We start from the raw sequence: 15,768 nt of genomic DNA, 5'->3' as shown, positions 1-15,768 counted from the left end.
AACAAGGCCAATTCAACAAACGGTCCCCGGAGACCATCCCCATGTTCCAGCGCCTTTTTGGCCGCGAACGCCACGCCAACCGCGCCATCACTGACGCGCTTTACGCACAAATCGTGGCGGCGGCGCGGCAGACTGTTTTTTATTCCCATTGGAATGTGCCGGACACGCCGCTCGGCCGTTTCGAGATGCTTTCGCTGCACATGTTCCTGGTCCAGCACCGCTTGCGCGGCGAAGACGGCGTGGCCCAGGAGATCGCGCAGGTGCTGATCGACGAGTTCTTCCTCGATGTCGATCATTCGCTGCGGGAACTGGGCATTGGCGACGTCGGTGTGCCAAAACGCATGAAGAAACTGGCGAAGATGTTCTATGGCCGCACCGCCGCCTATGATGATGCGCTGGAACGAGGCGATCATGATGGTCTGACCGCGGCACTTGCCCGTAATGTCCGTCCCGACGCCGACGCCTGGTCGGAAGCATCGCGTTTGGCAGGGTATGTCGCCGACGCCAGCCGGCAACTGAATGCGCAGCCGACCGAATCGATCGTTGCCGGCACTGTGGCATTTCCAGGAGCCAACGGAGGCTGATCGATGAAACACGCCGATATGCAAAGTCCGGTATCCTTTTTCGCCAATGTCGCCCGGCTGCCACAGAAGGGGCTGCCCGTGGTGATCGAGGCCGACCCCGCGCAACGCGCCGCGCTCGCCGAGGCGCACGGGTTGCTGTCGGTCGAAGCCTATCGCGCCGAACTGCTCGTTGCGTCGTGGAAGCGCAATGGCGTCAAGGTCAGCGGCCGTGTCGAGGCAGACATCACCCAGGCCTGCATCGTCACGCTCGACCCCGTCCAGGCACATATCGATGAGCCGGTCGAGGCGCTGCTCTTGCCCGAGGACTCCAAGCTCGGACGGCAGGGGTTCGATGGCGGCGGCGAGATTCTGCTCGACGCGGATGGGCCCGATAGCCCCGAGACATTTTCGGGCGACACCATCGATGTCGGGGCGCTTGCCGAACAGTTCTTCGGATTGGCGATCGACCCCTATCCGCGCAAGCCCGGCGCGTCGCTTGATGCCGGTGACGACACCGGATCGGCGGAGAATGAATTTCAGCAAAAACTGCGATCCTTGCTGGGAAAATCCTGAAAACCTCGCCCGCGACGGAAAAGTCGGTTGTGCGACAGCCTAAAACCGCTATTTTCGCCGAGCCTTTGCGATCACTAAAACGACTTGCCGCCTAACCGTGAGATGAATACCGCGTGATCAGGATTTCCATCGATGCCATGGGCGGCGATCACGGACCAACCGTGGTCATTCCAGCGCTCATGACGGTCGCGACCCGCCGTCCCGACATCCGCTTCGTCATCTACGGACGTGAGGAACTGGTGCGCCCCGAACTCGCCAAGTTCCCCAAATTGGCCGAGGTCAGCGAGTTCTTCCACTGCGAGATCGCGGTCAGGATGGACGACAAACCGAGCCAGGCGCTGCGCCACGGCCGCTGGAAATCGTCGATGTGGAAGGCGGTCGAGGCGGTCAAATCGGGCGCCGCGGATGCATGCATTTCCGCCGGCAACACCGGCGCGCTGATGGCGATGTCGAAATTCTGCCTGCGCACCATGGCCACCATCGAACGCCCGGCGATTGCGGCATTGTGGCCGACATTGCGTGGCGAAAGCGTGGTTCTGGATGTGGGCGCCACCATTGGCGCCGATGCGCACCAACTCATCGATTTTGCCATTCTCGGCACCGGCATGGCGCGTTCCGTATTCGGCATCGCCCGGCCCACGGTCGGCCTGCTCAATGTCGGCGTGGAAGAGATCAAGGGCCAGGAAGAGGTCAAGGAAGCGGGACGCATGTTGCGCGAAGCCAACATGGCCTCGATGAACTACCATGGCTTCGTCGAAGGCGACGACATCGGCAAGGGGACGGTCGACGTCGTGGTGACGGAAGGCTTCGCCGGCAACATCGCGCTGAAGACGGCTGAAGGCACCGCCCGCCAGATAGGCGGCTATCTGCGGGCCGCGATGAGCCGCACGCTGATGGCCAAGATCGGCTATGTCTTCGCCAAGGGCGCCTTCGACCGCCTGCGCGAAAAGATGGATGTCGGCCGCTCCAATGGCGGCGTGTTCCTGGGGCTGAACGGCATCGTCGTCAAAAGCCATGGCGGCGCCGATTCGGATGGTTTCGCCGCGGCGATCGAACTCGGCTACGACATGGTGCGCAACAATCTGCTCGACCGCATCGAGGCCGACCTCGATCTGTTCCATGCGCGCAACCCGCATGCCCTGACATCTAGGAAATCCGACGTCGTTACCGACGCAAAGGAATAGGAAAGAATTTTGATCAGATCAGTTGTGCGCGGCACGGGCTCCGCGCTGCCCCGCCGCATCATGAAGAATGCCGATTTTGAAGGCATGGTCGAGACCTCCGACGAGTGGATCGCCCAGCGCACCGGCATCCGCCAGCGCCATATCGCGGCTGACGACGAGACGACGGCTTCCCTGGGCGAGGCCGCGGCGCGCGCCGCCCTTGCCGATGCCGGATTGACCCCGGACGACGTCGATCTGATCGTGCTGGCGACTTCGACGCCAAACAACACCTTCCCCGCGACTGCCGTCGAAATCCAGAACCGGCTCGGTATGCACCACGGTTTTGCCTTCGACATGCAGGCGGTGTGCTCCGGCTTCGTCTATGCGGTGGCGACAGCCGACCTCTATATCCGCGGCGGCCTGGCAAAGCGCGTGCTGGTCATCGGCTCGGAAACCTTTTCGCGCATTCTCGACTGGAGTGATCGCTCGACCTGCGTGCTGTTTGGCGACGGCGCCGGTGCGCTGGTTCTGGAAGCGGGCGAGGGGGCCGGCACGATCGCCGACCGGGGCGTCCTGGCGGCCAGCCTGCGTTCCGACGGCGCGCACAAGGAGAAGCTTTTCGTCGACGGCGGGCCGTCGACGACGGGAACGGTCGGTCATTTGCGCATGGAAGGCCGCGAGGTCTTCAAGCACGCGGTCGGCATGATCACCGATGTCATCGAGGCGACCTTCTCGGCCGCTGGGATTACCGCCGAAGACCTTGATTGGTTCGTGCCTCACCAGGCCAATAAACGGATTATTGACGCTTCAGCCAAAAAGCTCGGGATAGCAGAGCAAAAGGTGGTGGTGACCGTCGATTTGCACGGTAACACCTCGGCTGCCTCCGTACCGCTGGCGCTGTCGGTGGCCGTCGCCGACGGCCGCATCAAGAAGGGTGACCTGGTGCTCCTGGAGGCGATGGGCGGCGGCTTCACCTGGGGCGCCGTTCTGGTTCGCTGGTAAGTGGAGAACGGTCCGGTTTCGGTCCTTGACCTTGCCGGATCAATTACTTAGGCTCTGCCGCTGTTGTGCCGATTTTACGTTTGAACTGATGGGACGGTCGCATGGGGGGAAAAACACTTACTCGCGCCGACCTGGCCGAGGCCGTCTACAGAAAGGTCGGCCTGTCGCGCACTGAGTCCGCCGAACTCGTCGAGGCCGTGCTGGACGAAATCTGTGAAGCGATCGTGCGCGGCGAGACAGTGAAGCTGTCGTCCTTCGCGACATTTCATGTCCGCTCCAAGAATGAGCGCATCGGACGCAATCCCAAGACCGGCGAGGAAGTTCCGATCCTGCCGCGCCGGGTGATGACCTTCAAATCGTCCAACGTGTTGAAGAACCGCATCTTGCGTTCTCACCAGAACAGCAAGGCCAAGGGCGGAAAATAGCCTTCATTGCCCGGTTGAAAACCGGCGCGGCGATGACGGCGGGCTTGAATATTGCTTCACAAACCGCTGAAATAGGGCCCGATTCGGCGGTATGGCCGGATTGGTGTTCTGGCGTATGATCTGTTCCGCGCTGGCGGAACAAGCTCTTCTCCTCGTTGGGCGCGATCTCGTCTGAAGACCGTTCCGGGCCACGCTCCAGCGTGAGGATTTCGCCCATGGACAAGAGCCCCGACGCCTTCCGCACTATCAGCGAGGTCGCGGAAGATCTCGACCTGCCGCAGCATGTGCTGCGTTTCTGGGAGACGCGCTTCAACCAGATCAAGCCGATGAAGCGCGGCGGCGGCCGCCGCTACTACCGACCGCAGGATGTCGAACTGATCAAGGGCATCCGCCACATGCTCTATGACCAGGGCTACACCATCAAGGGCGTGCAGAAGCTGCTGCGTGAAAACGGCAATCATTTCCTGGTCGCCATCGGCAATGGCGACATGGCCGCGGTCGAGGCGATCTCGCAACGCAAGCAGGCCGACCAGGTGCCGCTGACGCCGGCTGCACAGCCGCGCGGCGGAGATGACGAACTGGTTGGCCAGCCAAGGGTCAAGCCCAGCCGCCGCTTCTTCGGCCTGGGCAAGAGCGACGAGGAAGGTCCGGTCGCGCCGGACGCGTCGAAACTCTCGCGTGACAATCGCGCGCTGCTGCAGGAGGCGCTGTTCGACCTCCTGGAATGCAAGCGTCTGCTTGACCAGGTGCGCTGACCGCGAGCACCGGGTGCTTTGACGCCTCGAAACCGGAACCGGCGGTCGGGTGAGGCGTTACGTTTCCTTCTGCAAGACAAGGAAACGCATGATGGCTTCATTTTCGACCCTTTCGGACATCGACCTCGAAAAGCAGGTCGCGGCTCTCTCGAGGGAACTCGCGGCGTTGCGCAAGGCAGTGTCAAAGCGGGGTGGCGCTTATTATGAAGACGGCCGTGATGCTGCTCTTGATACATATTCGGATCTTGCGGAGCGCCTGCGAGATGCCATGCCGGCAATCCGCAGACAGGGCAGGGTGATCGAGAAATCGGCACGCGACCATCCGGCGGCCGCCGCTGCGGTCGGCCTTGTCGTGCTCGGTCTCGTCGCCAGCCTGCTGTTTAGCCGGCGCTGACTGCCACCCCAGGACAAGGAATCCGGAGAAATGGCGGCTCGCCTTTCCAGGCCGGCCGCCATTCTCATTCATATCAGCGCTTTGTAGTGCCGCTCCGGCATCTGGCACGAAGCGCGTCGGCATAGAGGCGCACGGCCCGCTTGTGCTTCCGACGCAAGAATGCGGATTGATCGAGCCGCCACAGCCGTTCGATTTCCCCGGCGATCGCCGGGTTTGTCCATGTGCCATATCCGGCGGCCGAGTAGACGGTGACCTCGCCGGCATAGAGACGATCGTCGGTGACCAGAAAATCGATACGGATATAATCGAGGTCGCCGGCTATGCCGGGCGCGATCGAGATCGCCTGGCGGACATAGGCGACGAGCCGCGCATTGACAGGCAAGGCCTGGTCCTCCCCGGGATAGTCTGGATCGCGGCCGGGCAACGGATTGGCGTCGCGGTCGAACAGCAGCGAGCGCTTGGCGTGCTTATCCTCCACCCAGACATGGGATATCACCCCGCTGCAGAGATGGACCTTGATGTCGGTGGCGATCGTCCCGCCGCTGAGTGCCAGCGGCTCCTCCACGAAAACAGCCGGTACGACAGGCCAATAGGCCCATTCGCCATTGCGCCGGCCGTAGCGTTTTTTGAGCCAGCGGCTGGCCTTGCGCACGATGGCGGCGCGATCGGGTTCGCCGTTGGAGACAAAAATGTTCATGGCGCAGCCATGGTTTGCCTTGACCACGACGTCTCCGGTCAGCAGATCAGGTGGAAGGTCGGCAGGGTCGCGCCCGGACCAGAGCGTCTTTGGCACGGCGACATCGCGGCAGGTTTCCCGGATATGAGCCTTGGCCGCGAGCTTGTCGGTCAGCGTCACGAATAGCGGGTTGCGATCGAGGATCTTTCGCCAGAGCAAAAGCTCGTTATAGCGCACGGGCGCGGCCGGATTGGGCAGATAGCCCAGTTTCATGACAAATCGTACGACAAGGACAGGATGGCGCAGCGTCAGCCACAATCGCGCGACCGACAGGACAATGCGGTCTGTCCGGGAAAGATCGGCCTTGGCCGTCATCGGGGATACCCTGGCCTTGTTGGCGAAGCCTGATCCGGCGCAGCGTGCCGGTTGGAAGTACCCCTTGCCGTATCGCGGTTTGGCGTCGCGTCAAAGGCACTTGCTTGTTGTCGCTACAGCTGGACCGTCGCCGCCATCCGGCAGTCGGATTAGCCCGGGTCGTCCGGGCCAGGCATTGCATGACCGGAGAAGACCGGCCTCGAACAGGAAGCCAAGACCGGTCTTCTCTGGCAGTCTGGTATGCTTAGTAGGTCTTCTTTGTCATCTTCTTCATGTGGTGATGATGGTGGTGGTGATGGTGGTGATAGCGATGGTGGTGGCGATGATGGTGATGATGATGATGATGCTTTGCCATCGGGGCCGCGTCCGCTTTCGTCGCGCCGACCACCGGCACCGCGAAAGCGATTGCAGCTGCAAGCCCGAGGGCCGAGAGGAGGGACTTCTTCATTGGATCGTTTCCTTCTTTCGCAGGCAGGTATCAATCGGGCCGATATCCCGATCGCCGCGAATGGAATTACGCTCCTGAATTTTTTCGTCAGTATTTCCCGACTGTAGAATTTTGTTTCTGGACTGTTGCCGGGCAAGCCGGAGGGCCTGCACCGTTGCGAGGGCGCAGGCCGAAAGCCGTGTCGTCCGTTTTGGCCTACATAGACCTTTGTTTCCCACAACGACGCGGCTGGCACTCAGCGTGCCGTCAGCCTCGCGCTGAGCGGTAACGAAAACCGTCGCGCTTGGCTTGAGATCGGCCGCCGCGGCCGGCGCGAACGTGACGACGGGCGTACCGTCGGGTATCGAGATCTTCTTCGTCTGACCATTGTCATAGGTCAACGTCACCGCCCGCCCGTTTATGTCGGTGACGTCGGCGACGGTGCCGTTGGTCATGCGGCTGTTCGGCTCAAGGTCCCAGGGGCGGTCCCCCTCGCCAGTGCCTTTCAAGGCAGCCGGAAAGACCACCACTTCCAGCGCGCCGCTGCCGCCGTCGGCCTTGGAGACAGAGGCGATGCCGAGGAAATCGCCCTGCTTGATGTCGTTTACAGACGCTTTGGCAACGCCTGACAGCTTCCAGCCGTCTTTCAGCTTGATCGCGGAAGTATCGCCTTGACGGGTTTTCACGGTCAGCAGCGACGGCTCGAAACTGACCACCGTGCCGCGCACGCGCAATGCGTCCGCCGCCTGCGCGCTGGCCACACCGACGCCGGAAAGCATGGAAATCGTGCCGAGCACGAAGAGGGATGTCTTGAGGTTCATTAGGGGTATCCTTTTGGGAAAGGCTGGCTGGAACGGGATGGTTTCACGCCGGCGACATCGAGATAACGACCGGATGGAGCGAAACTGCCGGGCAAAAGCCGCTCACGCGTTCAAAACAACTTGATCGGGACAGGACGAGGCAGCCGCATGGACATCCGCTTCACGATCCCGTGACGGTCGGTTTGGCGCTTGGCAAATCGCCGGCGAGAGGGCATCTTCCTGCTCGTCTCAGGCAACATCCCATTTTGATCAAACGCTTTCAGCCAACGGAGTTGCCAATGCCCAACAATGCAAAAAGCCACGCCCTCTCCGAACCATTAGCCAACGAGATCGGGCCCGATTACAATACCCTCAGGGCAATGCGGGAAACGCGCGGATACAGCCTCGAAGCGCTTTCCCTGACCTGCGGCCTCTCAGTCGACGAGATCGAGGACATCGAGAGCGGCCGAACGGCCGATCCGGCGAAGCTGCGTCGTATTGCGTCCGCGCTTCGTCTGCCCCAGGACGCTCCCATTGCGTCCGCACCGACACTGGCCGCACAAGGCCGGCCCCAGGCATAGGTCGGCGGCAGGCATGCCCAAGAAACCCGCCAAGGCCCGCTTGGCGGGTTTCTTGTTGATGCCGGCATTCTCCGGCAGGCCGGGCTTGCCGATCTGCAAATCGCACGTGTTTATAGGTGCGACATCCAAATCCGCGCCGATCGCATCTGCCATGCAGCGGGAACCGTGAGTTTTTCGATATGAGCCTGGATTCCGTTGGTGCCTTCTTTGCTGCTCACGCGCCTGACATCGAGGTCATTGTCACGCAAGCAAGTTCGGCGACGGTGACGCTGGCGGCGGAGGCGCATGGCGTGTTGCCGGCGCAGATCGCCAAGACCATCTGCCTTCGCGTCGGCGAGCGCACCATGCTGGTCGTGACCAGCGGCATCGCCAGGCTGGATAACCGCAAGTTCAAGGACCAGTTCGGCGGCAAACCGCGCATGCTGGACGCGCAAGAGGTTGTCGCTGCCACGAGCCATCCGGTGGGCGGTGTCTGTCCGTTCGGCCTGCCGTCACCGCTGCCGGTCTATTGCGACGTCTCGCTGCGTGAATTCGTCGAGGTGGTACCCGCCGCCGGCGCCACCAACGCTGCGGTGCGCGTTGCACCGCAGCGCATGGTTGAGCTTACTGGCGCGCAATGGGTGGATGTGTGCCAAGGTTAGCGCCGGATCCAATCAGGAGCTGAGCTGGGCAAAACGGGCAATTCGAGAATTAGGTGATGCGGCAGGGCGGACTTTTGGGGGCAAGTCCTGCTTCGAAATGGTCGGAGTGGCCGGATTCGAACCGACGACCCCTTGACCCCCAGTCAAGTGCGCTACCGGGCTGCGCTACACTCCGGACCGGTCGCGATGTATCGTGATAACCCGGCTCGGGTCAACCGATTTCCGCATAATTATCTTACCGCGATCCCTGGTTTGAATGAGGCCGGCAAGACCGGCCTCAACAGCCGCTGGTGGCGGTATTCCAGGGCGATGGCGCCCCAGATCAAGCCGAGCAGCAGGTACATGTGGCGCCAGTGGTCGATGTCGATGAAGGTGCCGAGCCCGATATTGCCGATAAAGGCGACGTAGGCGCACAGCAGGTAGGGCTGCCACGGCCGGTCGCGCAGCAGGATGCGGAATCCGGCCGATATCGTCCAGACGACCAGCGTCAGGAACGAGACGAAGCCGAGCCAGCCATAATCCATCAGCATTTTCAGCCAGATGTCGTGTGTGTCCTCGCCGTAGATCGTGCCGAAGACCAGCGGCCCGATGCCGAACGGGTGCTCCATGGCCATCTGGAAACCGATCGAGTAGCGCGCGAAGCGGCCGAGGCGGGCGGTGTCGTAGCTCTGTTCGAGGTGGGCGCGGCTGGAAAACATCTCCGCCACCCCAGGCAATTGCAATATGACGATGATGGCGACGGCAAGCAGCGACAGGGCGGCGATGGTCATGATTACCACGCGCAGCCGGAACATGCCGCTGGCGCTCTGCAGGAACAGGCAGCCGGTGAGCAGGATGGCCGAGACCGCGAACATGCCCCAGGCGCCGCGCGAGAACGAGAAGAAAATACCGGCGCTGATGATCAGCAGCGGCACGGCCAGCAGCGGCATGCGCGTGACCGGTCCGGTCAACAGCAGATAGAGCAGGTAGATGCCGGGCAGCACCAGGAACGGCCCGAACACGTTCGGGTCCTGGAAGGCACCGGCGGCGCGGTCGTATTTGGTGAACATTTCCGCGCCGGGGAAGGCGTGGAAATAGCCTGCTATGCCAAGCAGCGACGTGGCCACGGCCGAGACGACATAGGCATTGAAGATCAGCCGGTAGAGGTTCGGCTGCGTTGCGGTGACCGATGCGAAGAACACCGCGCTGAAGGCGAGAAACAGCGACACGGCGAGATAGAGCGGCGTATAGGCGAGGTCCGCCATCTGCGTCATGGAGATCATGCCGCCGATGTTCATGGTCACCAGCGGCACCAGCAGCGGCATGGCCGCGCGCGAAATCCGCAGGCCGAACAGGGCCCAGATGGCGATAAGCGCGGCCATGTAAATTTCGTAAGGCGCCGGCTCGCTGATGACGAAGCCCGACAGAAGAATGCCGAGCACGACCGCGCTCGAGGAAATCAGCGTGATCAGCTTGGCGTTGATCGCCGCGCGCGGCAGATCATGGCTGATCGCGCTCAATAGGCGTTTTCCGTATTGAGCAGCCGGATCGGCGTCAGGAACAGGATCCGCAGATCGAACAGCAGCGACCAGTTCTCGATGTAATAGAGGTCATACTCCGTCCGCATGCGGATCTTTTCATTGGTGTCCATCTCGCCGCGCCAGCCATTGATCTGGGCCCAGCCGGTGACCCCTGGCTTGACCTTGTGGCGCGCGAAATAGCCATCGACCACTTCGTTGTAGAGCAAATTGTGCGACTGCGCGGCTATGGCGTGCGGACGCGGACCGATGAGCGAGAGCGAGCCGAGCAGCGAGTTGAAGAATTGCGGCAGCTCGTCGATCGACGTCTTGCGGATGAAGCGGCCGACACGGGTGACGCGCGGATCGTTCTTGGTCACCGTCTGCTTGGCGGTCGGGTCCGACCTGTCGGTGTACATAGAGCGGAATTTGTAGACTTCGATCACCTCGTTGTTGAAGCCGTGCCGCTTCTGCTTGAACAGCACCGGTCCCTTGCTGTCGAGCTTGATGGCGATTGCGGTGGCAAGCATCACAGGTGAGAACGCGACGATGCCGATGAGGCTGAAGATGATGTCGAAGGCGCGCTTGGCGACCGAATCCCAATCGTTGATCGGCTTGTCGAAGATATCGAGCATCGGCACCGAGCCGATGTAGGAATAGGCGCGCGGACGAAATTGCAACGCATTGGAATGCGCCGACAGTCGGATGTCGACCGGCAGCACCCACAGTTTCTTCAGCAATTGCAGCACGCGCGATTCGGCGGTCAGCGGCAACGACACGATCAGCATGTCGATGCGGGCGATGCGGGCGAATTCGATCAGTTCCGAAATGGTGCCGAGCTTGGGATAGCCGGCGACGAGGGCTGGCGAACGCTTGTCGTTGCGGTCATCGAAGATGCCGCAGATGCGGATGTCATTGTAAGGCTGCTTTTCCACCGAGCGGATGAGCACTTCCGCCGCCTTGCCGCCACCGACGATGACGGCGCGCCGTTCCATGCTGCCATCGCGCGCCCAGCGCCGGATCAGCTTCGACATCACCAGCCTGAGGCCGAAGAGGCAGACAAAGGCAACGACGAACCAGGTGCCGAACAGCAGGCGCGAATAGTCTTGCGACATCTTCATGACGAATGCCGTCAACGCCATCAGGGCGAAGGTCCCGGCCCAGACCAGCAGGATGCGCCCGAAATTGGCGATCGGCCGCATCAGGGATACGACCTGGTAGCAATCCGTGACATCGAGCAGCACCACGGCGAGGAACGACGCGGCGGCGATCGTCAGCGGATATTGCCAGGCCAGGTAATTGAAGAATCCGACATAGTAGAAATAGACGCAAAGCCCCGAGACCAGGAGCACCGCGAATTCGACCATGCGCAGCACGCCGCTGACCATGATCGGCGACATTGTATCGCGCCGGTATTGCGACGCGACCTGTCGGGCAACGTCGTTCATGCCGCCGGGCTTGTCGCCTTCGGCAGGGCCGTCGAATTTACGGACCGCTTCTGATGAAAAGCGGTGCGCGGGGTCGATCTCGTTCATGGAACAGTCCGCAAGCTTCCCCAGGGTGATTAGCAAAAGAGAGCTAAGAAACCCTTGAAACAACCCATGGCTTTGGAAGAGCTTGGGACTAGTTTGCCAGCGCGGCGAAATACGCCTTCTCGATTTCGGCGGCCATGACGTCGGCGCCGAAGCGCGCCCTGAGCGTGGATTCATCGGGCATCAATTTGCGATAGGCGGCGAGGTCGCCCAGCGCCTGGCTCATCTTATCGGCGAGTTCGGCCGCATCCGGCCGGATCAGGGCGGGGGAGCCTGAACCGAAAATCTCCGGTATGCCGCCGACCGAGGTCGCAATCATTGGTCTTGCCGCGGCAAGTGCCTCCAGCACGGTATAGGGCATGGCCTCGGCACGCGAGGGAACGACGACGAGCGCCGCCAGGACAAAGGCCTCCCGGGCCGGCATAGGCGGCAGGAAGCGGACATTGCCTTCAAGCCCCAGGCGCTTCACCTGCTCGTGGTAGCGGGGCAGGTCGTCGCCATCGCCGACCATCACGGCACTCGGTGCTCGGCCAAGCCGGGAAGCGACGGCGGCCAGCGCATCGATGAAGATATCTGGGCCCTTGAGGTCCCGCATCATGCCGATATAGAGGAAATCAGCCGCATCGGACCCGGCGGTAACCGTCTCGAATTCGGTGGCGCGAAGTCCATTGTAGACCAGCGTGTTCGGGATCGGCGGCTCGCCTACCTTCCTGCGATAGGTCCGCCGCTCGTAGTCGGAGACGAACAGCAGGCTGTCGGTGAAGCGCGCCATGAGATACTCGAGCGCGAAGAACAGCTTTCCGGTGGCTGTGTTCTCGTCATAGTGGAGAGAGCCGCCATGCGGCGAATAGAGGCGGGCTACGCGAGACCTTGATACCCGCAACAATGAGCCGAACAGACGGGCATAGACGCCACCCTTGGCGCCGTGCCCGTGCAGCACGTCCGGCCGCAATTCCTTGATGATCCTGTAGGTGCGCCGCGCCGAGGTCACGTCGCCCGGGCCGACATGGCGCTGCATTGGCGTGCGATGGATGCCGAGCGCCAGCGTGCCCTTCATCTGCTCGAACAGGCGCTCCTCGAGTTCGCCGCCGGTGGTGGAGTCGCAAACGATGCCGACCATGTGGCCGGCGGCGACCTGCGCTTCCGTCAGGTCGCGCACGTGCCGGAAAATTCCTCCGACGGGTGAGCGAAAGCAGTGGACGATCCTGAGCTTGCCCGCCACGAGGTGTCTGTTCAGAACAGGCGTTCGCGGACGTAGACGGTATCTCCCGGCAGCAGCGGATCGGAAGTGACCACGCGGCCGGTTATCACCTTGCCGTTGATGTCGCGGGTGATGTCGACGCTCTCCTGGTTGGCGCGTGGCGTGAAGCCGCCGGCGATGGCGATGGCCTTCTGCACAGTCAGGCCGGGCACATAGGAATACTGGCCGGCGGCGCCCACTTCGCCCATGACGAAGATCGGACGGTAACGATCGATCTCGACCGAGACATCGGGGTCGCGCAGATAGCCCTGCCGCAGTTTGTCGGCGATCTCCTTTTCCATCTGCTGCGCGGTGTGGCCACGTGCCGGAATGGCGCCGACCAGTGGGAAGGAGATGTAGCCGGACTGGTCGACGCTATAGCTATTGGTCAGGCCCTCCTGCTCGAACACGGTGACGCGAACACGGTCGCCGGCGCCGAGACGATACGGCTGGTCGAGGACCTCGTGAAAGGCGGCCGGCGTCGGCCGATAGCTGGAGCAGCCCGCGAGCATCGACACGGCAAGCAGTGCGCGAAAGAGGGAAGCAGTGCTTTTCATGACCGGACAGGTACCTTCGACTGGCCGCTGCGGCGTCGCAGCAAACATCTGGGATCGGGTCCGTTATCATCCTGTTAGGGTTAATGGCCGGTAAAGGAGTGCGCCGATAGCCGTTCTTACGGGCAGGTTTTGCGATTTTATCGATTTTTTCGATCGCCCGCCAGTAAACCCTAATGGAAGCTTACCGTGATCTTAACGGCTGAGTTACCATAGTTGTTTACGGTGCGTCCCGACCCAGTTTCGGAGTAGGGATGCATGTCCGTTCAGTCCGCGGCCGCAGACGTCGACGTTGATCTCAGGCAGCTCTTCGCCAGCCTGGGGCGGAACTGGCTGCGGATTCTGGTCTTCGTTCTCGTGGTGACGGGACTTGCCTTCGCGGCCGCGTCGTTCGCGACCCGACACTACAAGGCCCAGACGCAGGTGGAGATCGCCCCGCGAGAATCCGTCTATACGCGGCCCGCCAGCAGCAACCCGGACAGCGACAAGCCGATCCTCGATGAGCAGGGCGTTGCCACCCAGGTCCAGATAATTTCGTCCAACGAAATCCTCAAGCAGGTTGCCCAGAAACTCGGCCTGTCGCGATTGTCTGAGTTCGACGAGACGATCAACATGTCGTCCCTGAGCCGTGTGCTGATCCTGCTTGGCCTGAAGAACGACCCGATGGATGTTCCGGCCGACGAACGCGTGCTGAAGAAAATGCGCGAGAAGCTCAACGTCTACGGCGTTGAAAAGACTCGCATCATTGCCATCGAGTTCTCTTCGGAGGATCCGAAGCTTGCCGCCGCCATCCCGGATGCCATTGCCGCGGCTTATATTGCGGGGCAGGGCGCGGCCAAGAGCGAATCGAACACCGCCGCCGCGGACTTCCTGGCACCCGAGATCGCCGACCTGTCCAAGCAGGTCAGGGATGCCGAAGCCAAGGTCGCGGCTTACCGCGCCCAGTCGGACCTCCTGATGGGCGGTAACAATTCCACCTTGGCCACCCAGCAATTGGCCGAGTTGTCGACCGAGTTGTCGCGGGTGCGAGCCAACCGCGCCGCGGCCGAAGGCACGGCCGAGAGCGTGCGCAAGGCACTGCAAAATGGCGGATCGCTGGATTCACTGCCGGAAGTGCTGTCTTCCGATCTGATCCAGCGTTTGCGGGAACGGCAGGTCGAACTGCGCGCTAACATCGCCGATCTGTCGACGACGCTGCTCGACAATCATCCACGTATTCGCGCGGCCAAATCACAGCTGGCCGATCTCGATGCGCAGATCCGCAGCGAAGCCCAGAAGATCATGAAGGGCCTGGCGATGCAGGCCGATGCCGCCAAGTCGCGCGAAAACCAACTCGTCGCCGACGTCAACACGCTCAAGGCTGCTTCGGCACAGGCCGGCGAACAGCAGGTCGGTCTCGACGCGCTGCAGCGCGATGCCGCCGCCAAGCGCCAGCAACTCGAACTTTACCTGACCAATTATCGCGAGGCGGCGTCGCGTCAGGATCGCAACTATGTTCCGGTCGACGCTCGCATCGCCTCGCCGGCCTCGGTCCCCTCCGAACCGTACTTCCCCAAGGTCGGGCCGATCGTCGGCGCTGCCGCGGCGGCTTCCCTTCTGCTGGCGGCGGTGTTCACGCTGCTGCGGGAACTTTTCTCGGGCCGCGCCATGCGCCCGGCAAGCGGCGCGCGGCTTGAACCGATCGACGAGGTGGCAATGTCGCCAGCCGCTTATCAGGAGCCATCCAACCGCCTGGAGCCGGCGATCGCCGACGAATTCGCCAATCGCGCCTCCGAGGCATCACGGCCCGAAACGGTCGCGCAAACACCGGCGCAGCCGCAACCTGCCGCCGAGGTCGAGCCTGTCGCCAAAGCGGAGCCTGCCGCCGAGCCTGAATCCTTGGCGAAACCTGAACCCGTGGCCAAACCTGAACCTATGGCCGAGCCTGAACCCGTCGTGGAGGTTCGGCGACCGCGCTCCGTGCTCGGCGAGATCGACGTCGAGAAGGCCGCCGAGAAGCTGATCGCCAGCGGGGCGGCGCGCGCCATATTCGTTTCCCCCGAGGGCGACGAAGCGGCGGCGTCGGCGATCCTGGTGGCGCGCGAGGTTTCCGATGCCGGCCTGCGCGTCCTGCTGCTCGACCTCACGGCCTCGGGGGCTGCCTCGCGGCCGATGCTGGACAGCGGGCTTTTCCCCGGCATCACCAATCTGCTGGCGTCGCAGGCGCAGTTCAGCGACGTGATCCACGCCGACCTCTATTCCGACTGCCATGTCATCCCGGTGGGCACCGCCGATCCGGTGCGTGCCATGCGTGCCGCCGACCGGCTGCCGATCATCATGCAGTCGCTGACGACAGCCTATGATCTGGTGGTGGTCGAGTGCGGGCCGGCCGATGCGCAAGGCATCAGCCGTCTGGGCGGGGAGGCCACCGAGGTGTTCCTGTCGATGCTGGAGGCCGACGACGAGGTGACGCAGGCCGCGGTCAAGCTGATCGAGAGCGGCTATCCCGACCTGACGCTGGTGACGCCGCTCGGCCACGAGCCGCCAGGCAATCCGGTGCCAGGGCGGCGTTCAGCAGCCTGAAAGAGCCGC

At 62.5% G+C, this 15,768-nt stretch carries 16 protein-coding genes, 1 tRNA gene and 1 pseudogene; 10 read left to right on the top strand and 8 right to left on the bottom strand.

What is annotated here, in order from left to right; translation table 11 throughout:
* Positions 1-41 precede the first annotated feature (41 nt).
* The 7 genes from EN845_RS02335 to EN845_RS02305 all read left to right on the top strand — a co-directional run bounded on the left by EN845_RS02335 (position 42) and on the right by EN845_RS02305 (position 4,875).
* Complete coding sequence (locus EN845_RS02335) at positions 42-584, top strand: ubiquinol-cytochrome C chaperone family protein (RefSeq protein ID WP_127276587.1); 543 nt, start codon at positions 42-44, stop codon at positions 582-584.
* Positions 585-587: 3 nt separating this feature from the next.
* Positions 588-1,136: a DUF177 domain-containing protein gene (locus tag EN845_RS02330; RefSeq protein ID WP_127276585.1), complete on the top strand. Its 549-nt coding sequence runs from the start codon at positions 588-590 to the stop codon at positions 1,134-1,136.
* A gap of 113 nt (positions 1,137-1,249) precedes the next feature.
* Positions 1,250-2,320 carry a phosphate acyltransferase PlsX gene (gene plsX / locus EN845_RS02325; protein WP_127869623.1) on the top strand — a complete coding sequence of 357 codons (1,071 nt, stop codon included), beginning with the start codon at positions 1,250-1,252 and terminating at the stop codon, positions 2,318-2,320.
* 9 nt (positions 2,321-2,329) lie between these two features.
* A complete protein-coding gene (locus EN845_RS02320) occupies positions 2,330-3,301 on the top strand; it encodes a beta-ketoacyl-ACP synthase III (RefSeq protein WP_127869622.1) in 972 nt (323 codons plus the stop codon).
* Between the two features lie 101 nt (positions 3,302-3,402).
* The gene (locus EN845_RS02315; protein ID WP_010915609.1) at positions 3,403-3,726 is read left to right on the top strand and encodes an integration host factor subunit alpha; all 324 of its coding nucleotides are present in this window, start codon (positions 3,403-3,405) and stop codon (positions 3,724-3,726) included.
* 215 nt (positions 3,727-3,941) lie between these two features.
* Positions 3,942-4,481 (top strand): MerR family transcriptional regulator, encoded by a 540-nt coding sequence (locus EN845_RS02310; protein WP_127280880.1) that lies wholly within the window; start codon positions 3,942-3,944, stop codon positions 4,479-4,481.
* Positions 4,482-4,572: 91 nt separating this feature from the next.
* Complete coding sequence (locus EN845_RS02305) at positions 4,573-4,875, top strand: hypothetical protein (RefSeq protein ID WP_127869621.1); 303 nt, start codon at positions 4,573-4,575, stop codon at positions 4,873-4,875.
* Between the two features lie 73 nt (positions 4,876-4,948).
* Here the strand turns inward: EN845_RS02305 and EN845_RS02300 are convergent, their stop codons facing one another.
* From EN845_RS02300 to EN845_RS02290, 3 genes and pseudogenes are all read right to left on the bottom strand, one after another.
* Positions 4,949-5,926 carry an ATP-grasp fold amidoligase family protein gene (locus tag EN845_RS02300; protein ID WP_127869620.1) on the bottom strand — a complete coding sequence of 326 codons (978 nt, stop codon included), beginning with the start codon at positions 5,924-5,926 and terminating at the stop codon, positions 4,949-4,951.
* Positions 5,927-6,170: 244 nt separating this feature from the next.
* Entirely contained in the window at positions 6,171-6,374 is a 204-nt protein-coding gene (locus tag EN845_RS02295) for a hypothetical protein (RefSeq protein WP_127869619.1), read from the bottom strand.
* 200 nt (positions 6,375-6,574) lie between these two features.
* Positions 6,575-7,174: pseudogene (locus tag EN845_RS02290) on the bottom strand (hypothetical protein); the annotation flags it as partial.
* A gap of 278 nt (positions 7,175-7,452) precedes the next feature.
* Between EN845_RS02290 and EN845_RS02285 the strand changes: the two are divergent.
* Both EN845_RS02285 and EN845_RS02280 read left to right on the top strand, forming a co-directional pair.
* A complete protein-coding gene (locus EN845_RS02285) occupies positions 7,453-7,734 on the top strand; it encodes a helix-turn-helix transcriptional regulator (RefSeq protein ID WP_127281021.1) in 282 nt (93 codons plus the stop codon).
* 179 nt (positions 7,735-7,913) lie between these two features.
* Positions 7,914-8,375 carry a YbaK/EbsC family protein gene (locus EN845_RS02280; protein ID WP_127869618.1) on the top strand — a complete coding sequence of 154 codons (462 nt, stop codon included), beginning with the start codon at positions 7,914-7,916 and terminating at the stop codon, positions 8,373-8,375.
* Between the two features lie 98 nt (positions 8,376-8,473).
* Here the strand turns inward: EN845_RS02280 and EN845_RS02275 are convergent.
* The 5 genes from EN845_RS02275 to EN845_RS02255 form a co-directional block, all read right to left on the bottom strand.
* Positions 8,474-8,550, bottom strand: a tRNA-Pro gene (locus tag EN845_RS02275).
* 55 nt (positions 8,551-8,605) lie between these two features.
* The gene (locus EN845_RS02270; protein ID WP_127869617.1) at positions 8,606-9,874 is read right to left on the bottom strand and encodes an O-antigen ligase family protein; all 1,269 of its coding nucleotides are present in this window, start codon (positions 9,872-9,874) and stop codon (positions 8,606-8,608) included.
* Complete coding sequence (locus EN845_RS02265; protein WP_127869616.1) at positions 9,871-11,406, bottom strand: undecaprenyl-phosphate glucose phosphotransferase; 1,536 nt, start codon at positions 11,404-11,406, stop codon at positions 9,871-9,873. The genes EN845_RS02270 and EN845_RS02265 overlap by 4 nt, the downstream gene beginning before the upstream one ends.
* A gap of 88 nt (positions 11,407-11,494) precedes the next feature.
* Complete coding sequence (locus EN845_RS02260; protein ID WP_127869615.1) at positions 11,495-12,625, bottom strand: glycosyltransferase; 1,131 nt, start codon at positions 12,623-12,625, stop codon at positions 11,495-11,497.
* Between the two features lie 11 nt (positions 12,626-12,636).
* Positions 12,637-13,200, bottom strand: coding sequence for a polysaccharide biosynthesis/export family protein (locus tag EN845_RS02255; protein WP_127279587.1), 564 nt, complete (start codon positions 13,198-13,200; stop codon positions 12,637-12,639).
* Positions 13,201-13,455: 255 nt separating this feature from the next.
* Here EN845_RS02255 and EN845_RS02250 point away from each other — a divergent pair, with 255 nt between their 5' ends.
* The gene (locus tag EN845_RS02250; RefSeq protein WP_127869614.1) at positions 13,456-15,759 is read left to right on the top strand and encodes a Wzz/FepE/Etk N-terminal domain-containing protein; all 2,304 of its coding nucleotides are present in this window, start codon (positions 13,456-13,458) and stop codon (positions 15,757-15,759) included.
* Positions 15,760-15,768 lie beyond the last annotated feature (9 nt).

Source organism: Mesorhizobium sp. M8A.F.Ca.ET.202.01.1.1 (assembly GCF_004791595.1).
Lineage (GTDB): Bacteria > Pseudomonadota > Alphaproteobacteria > Rhizobiales > Rhizobiaceae > Mesorhizobium.
Note: the sequence above shows the minus strand (reverse complement) of the source record. Positions and strands in the feature narration are given on the sequence as shown.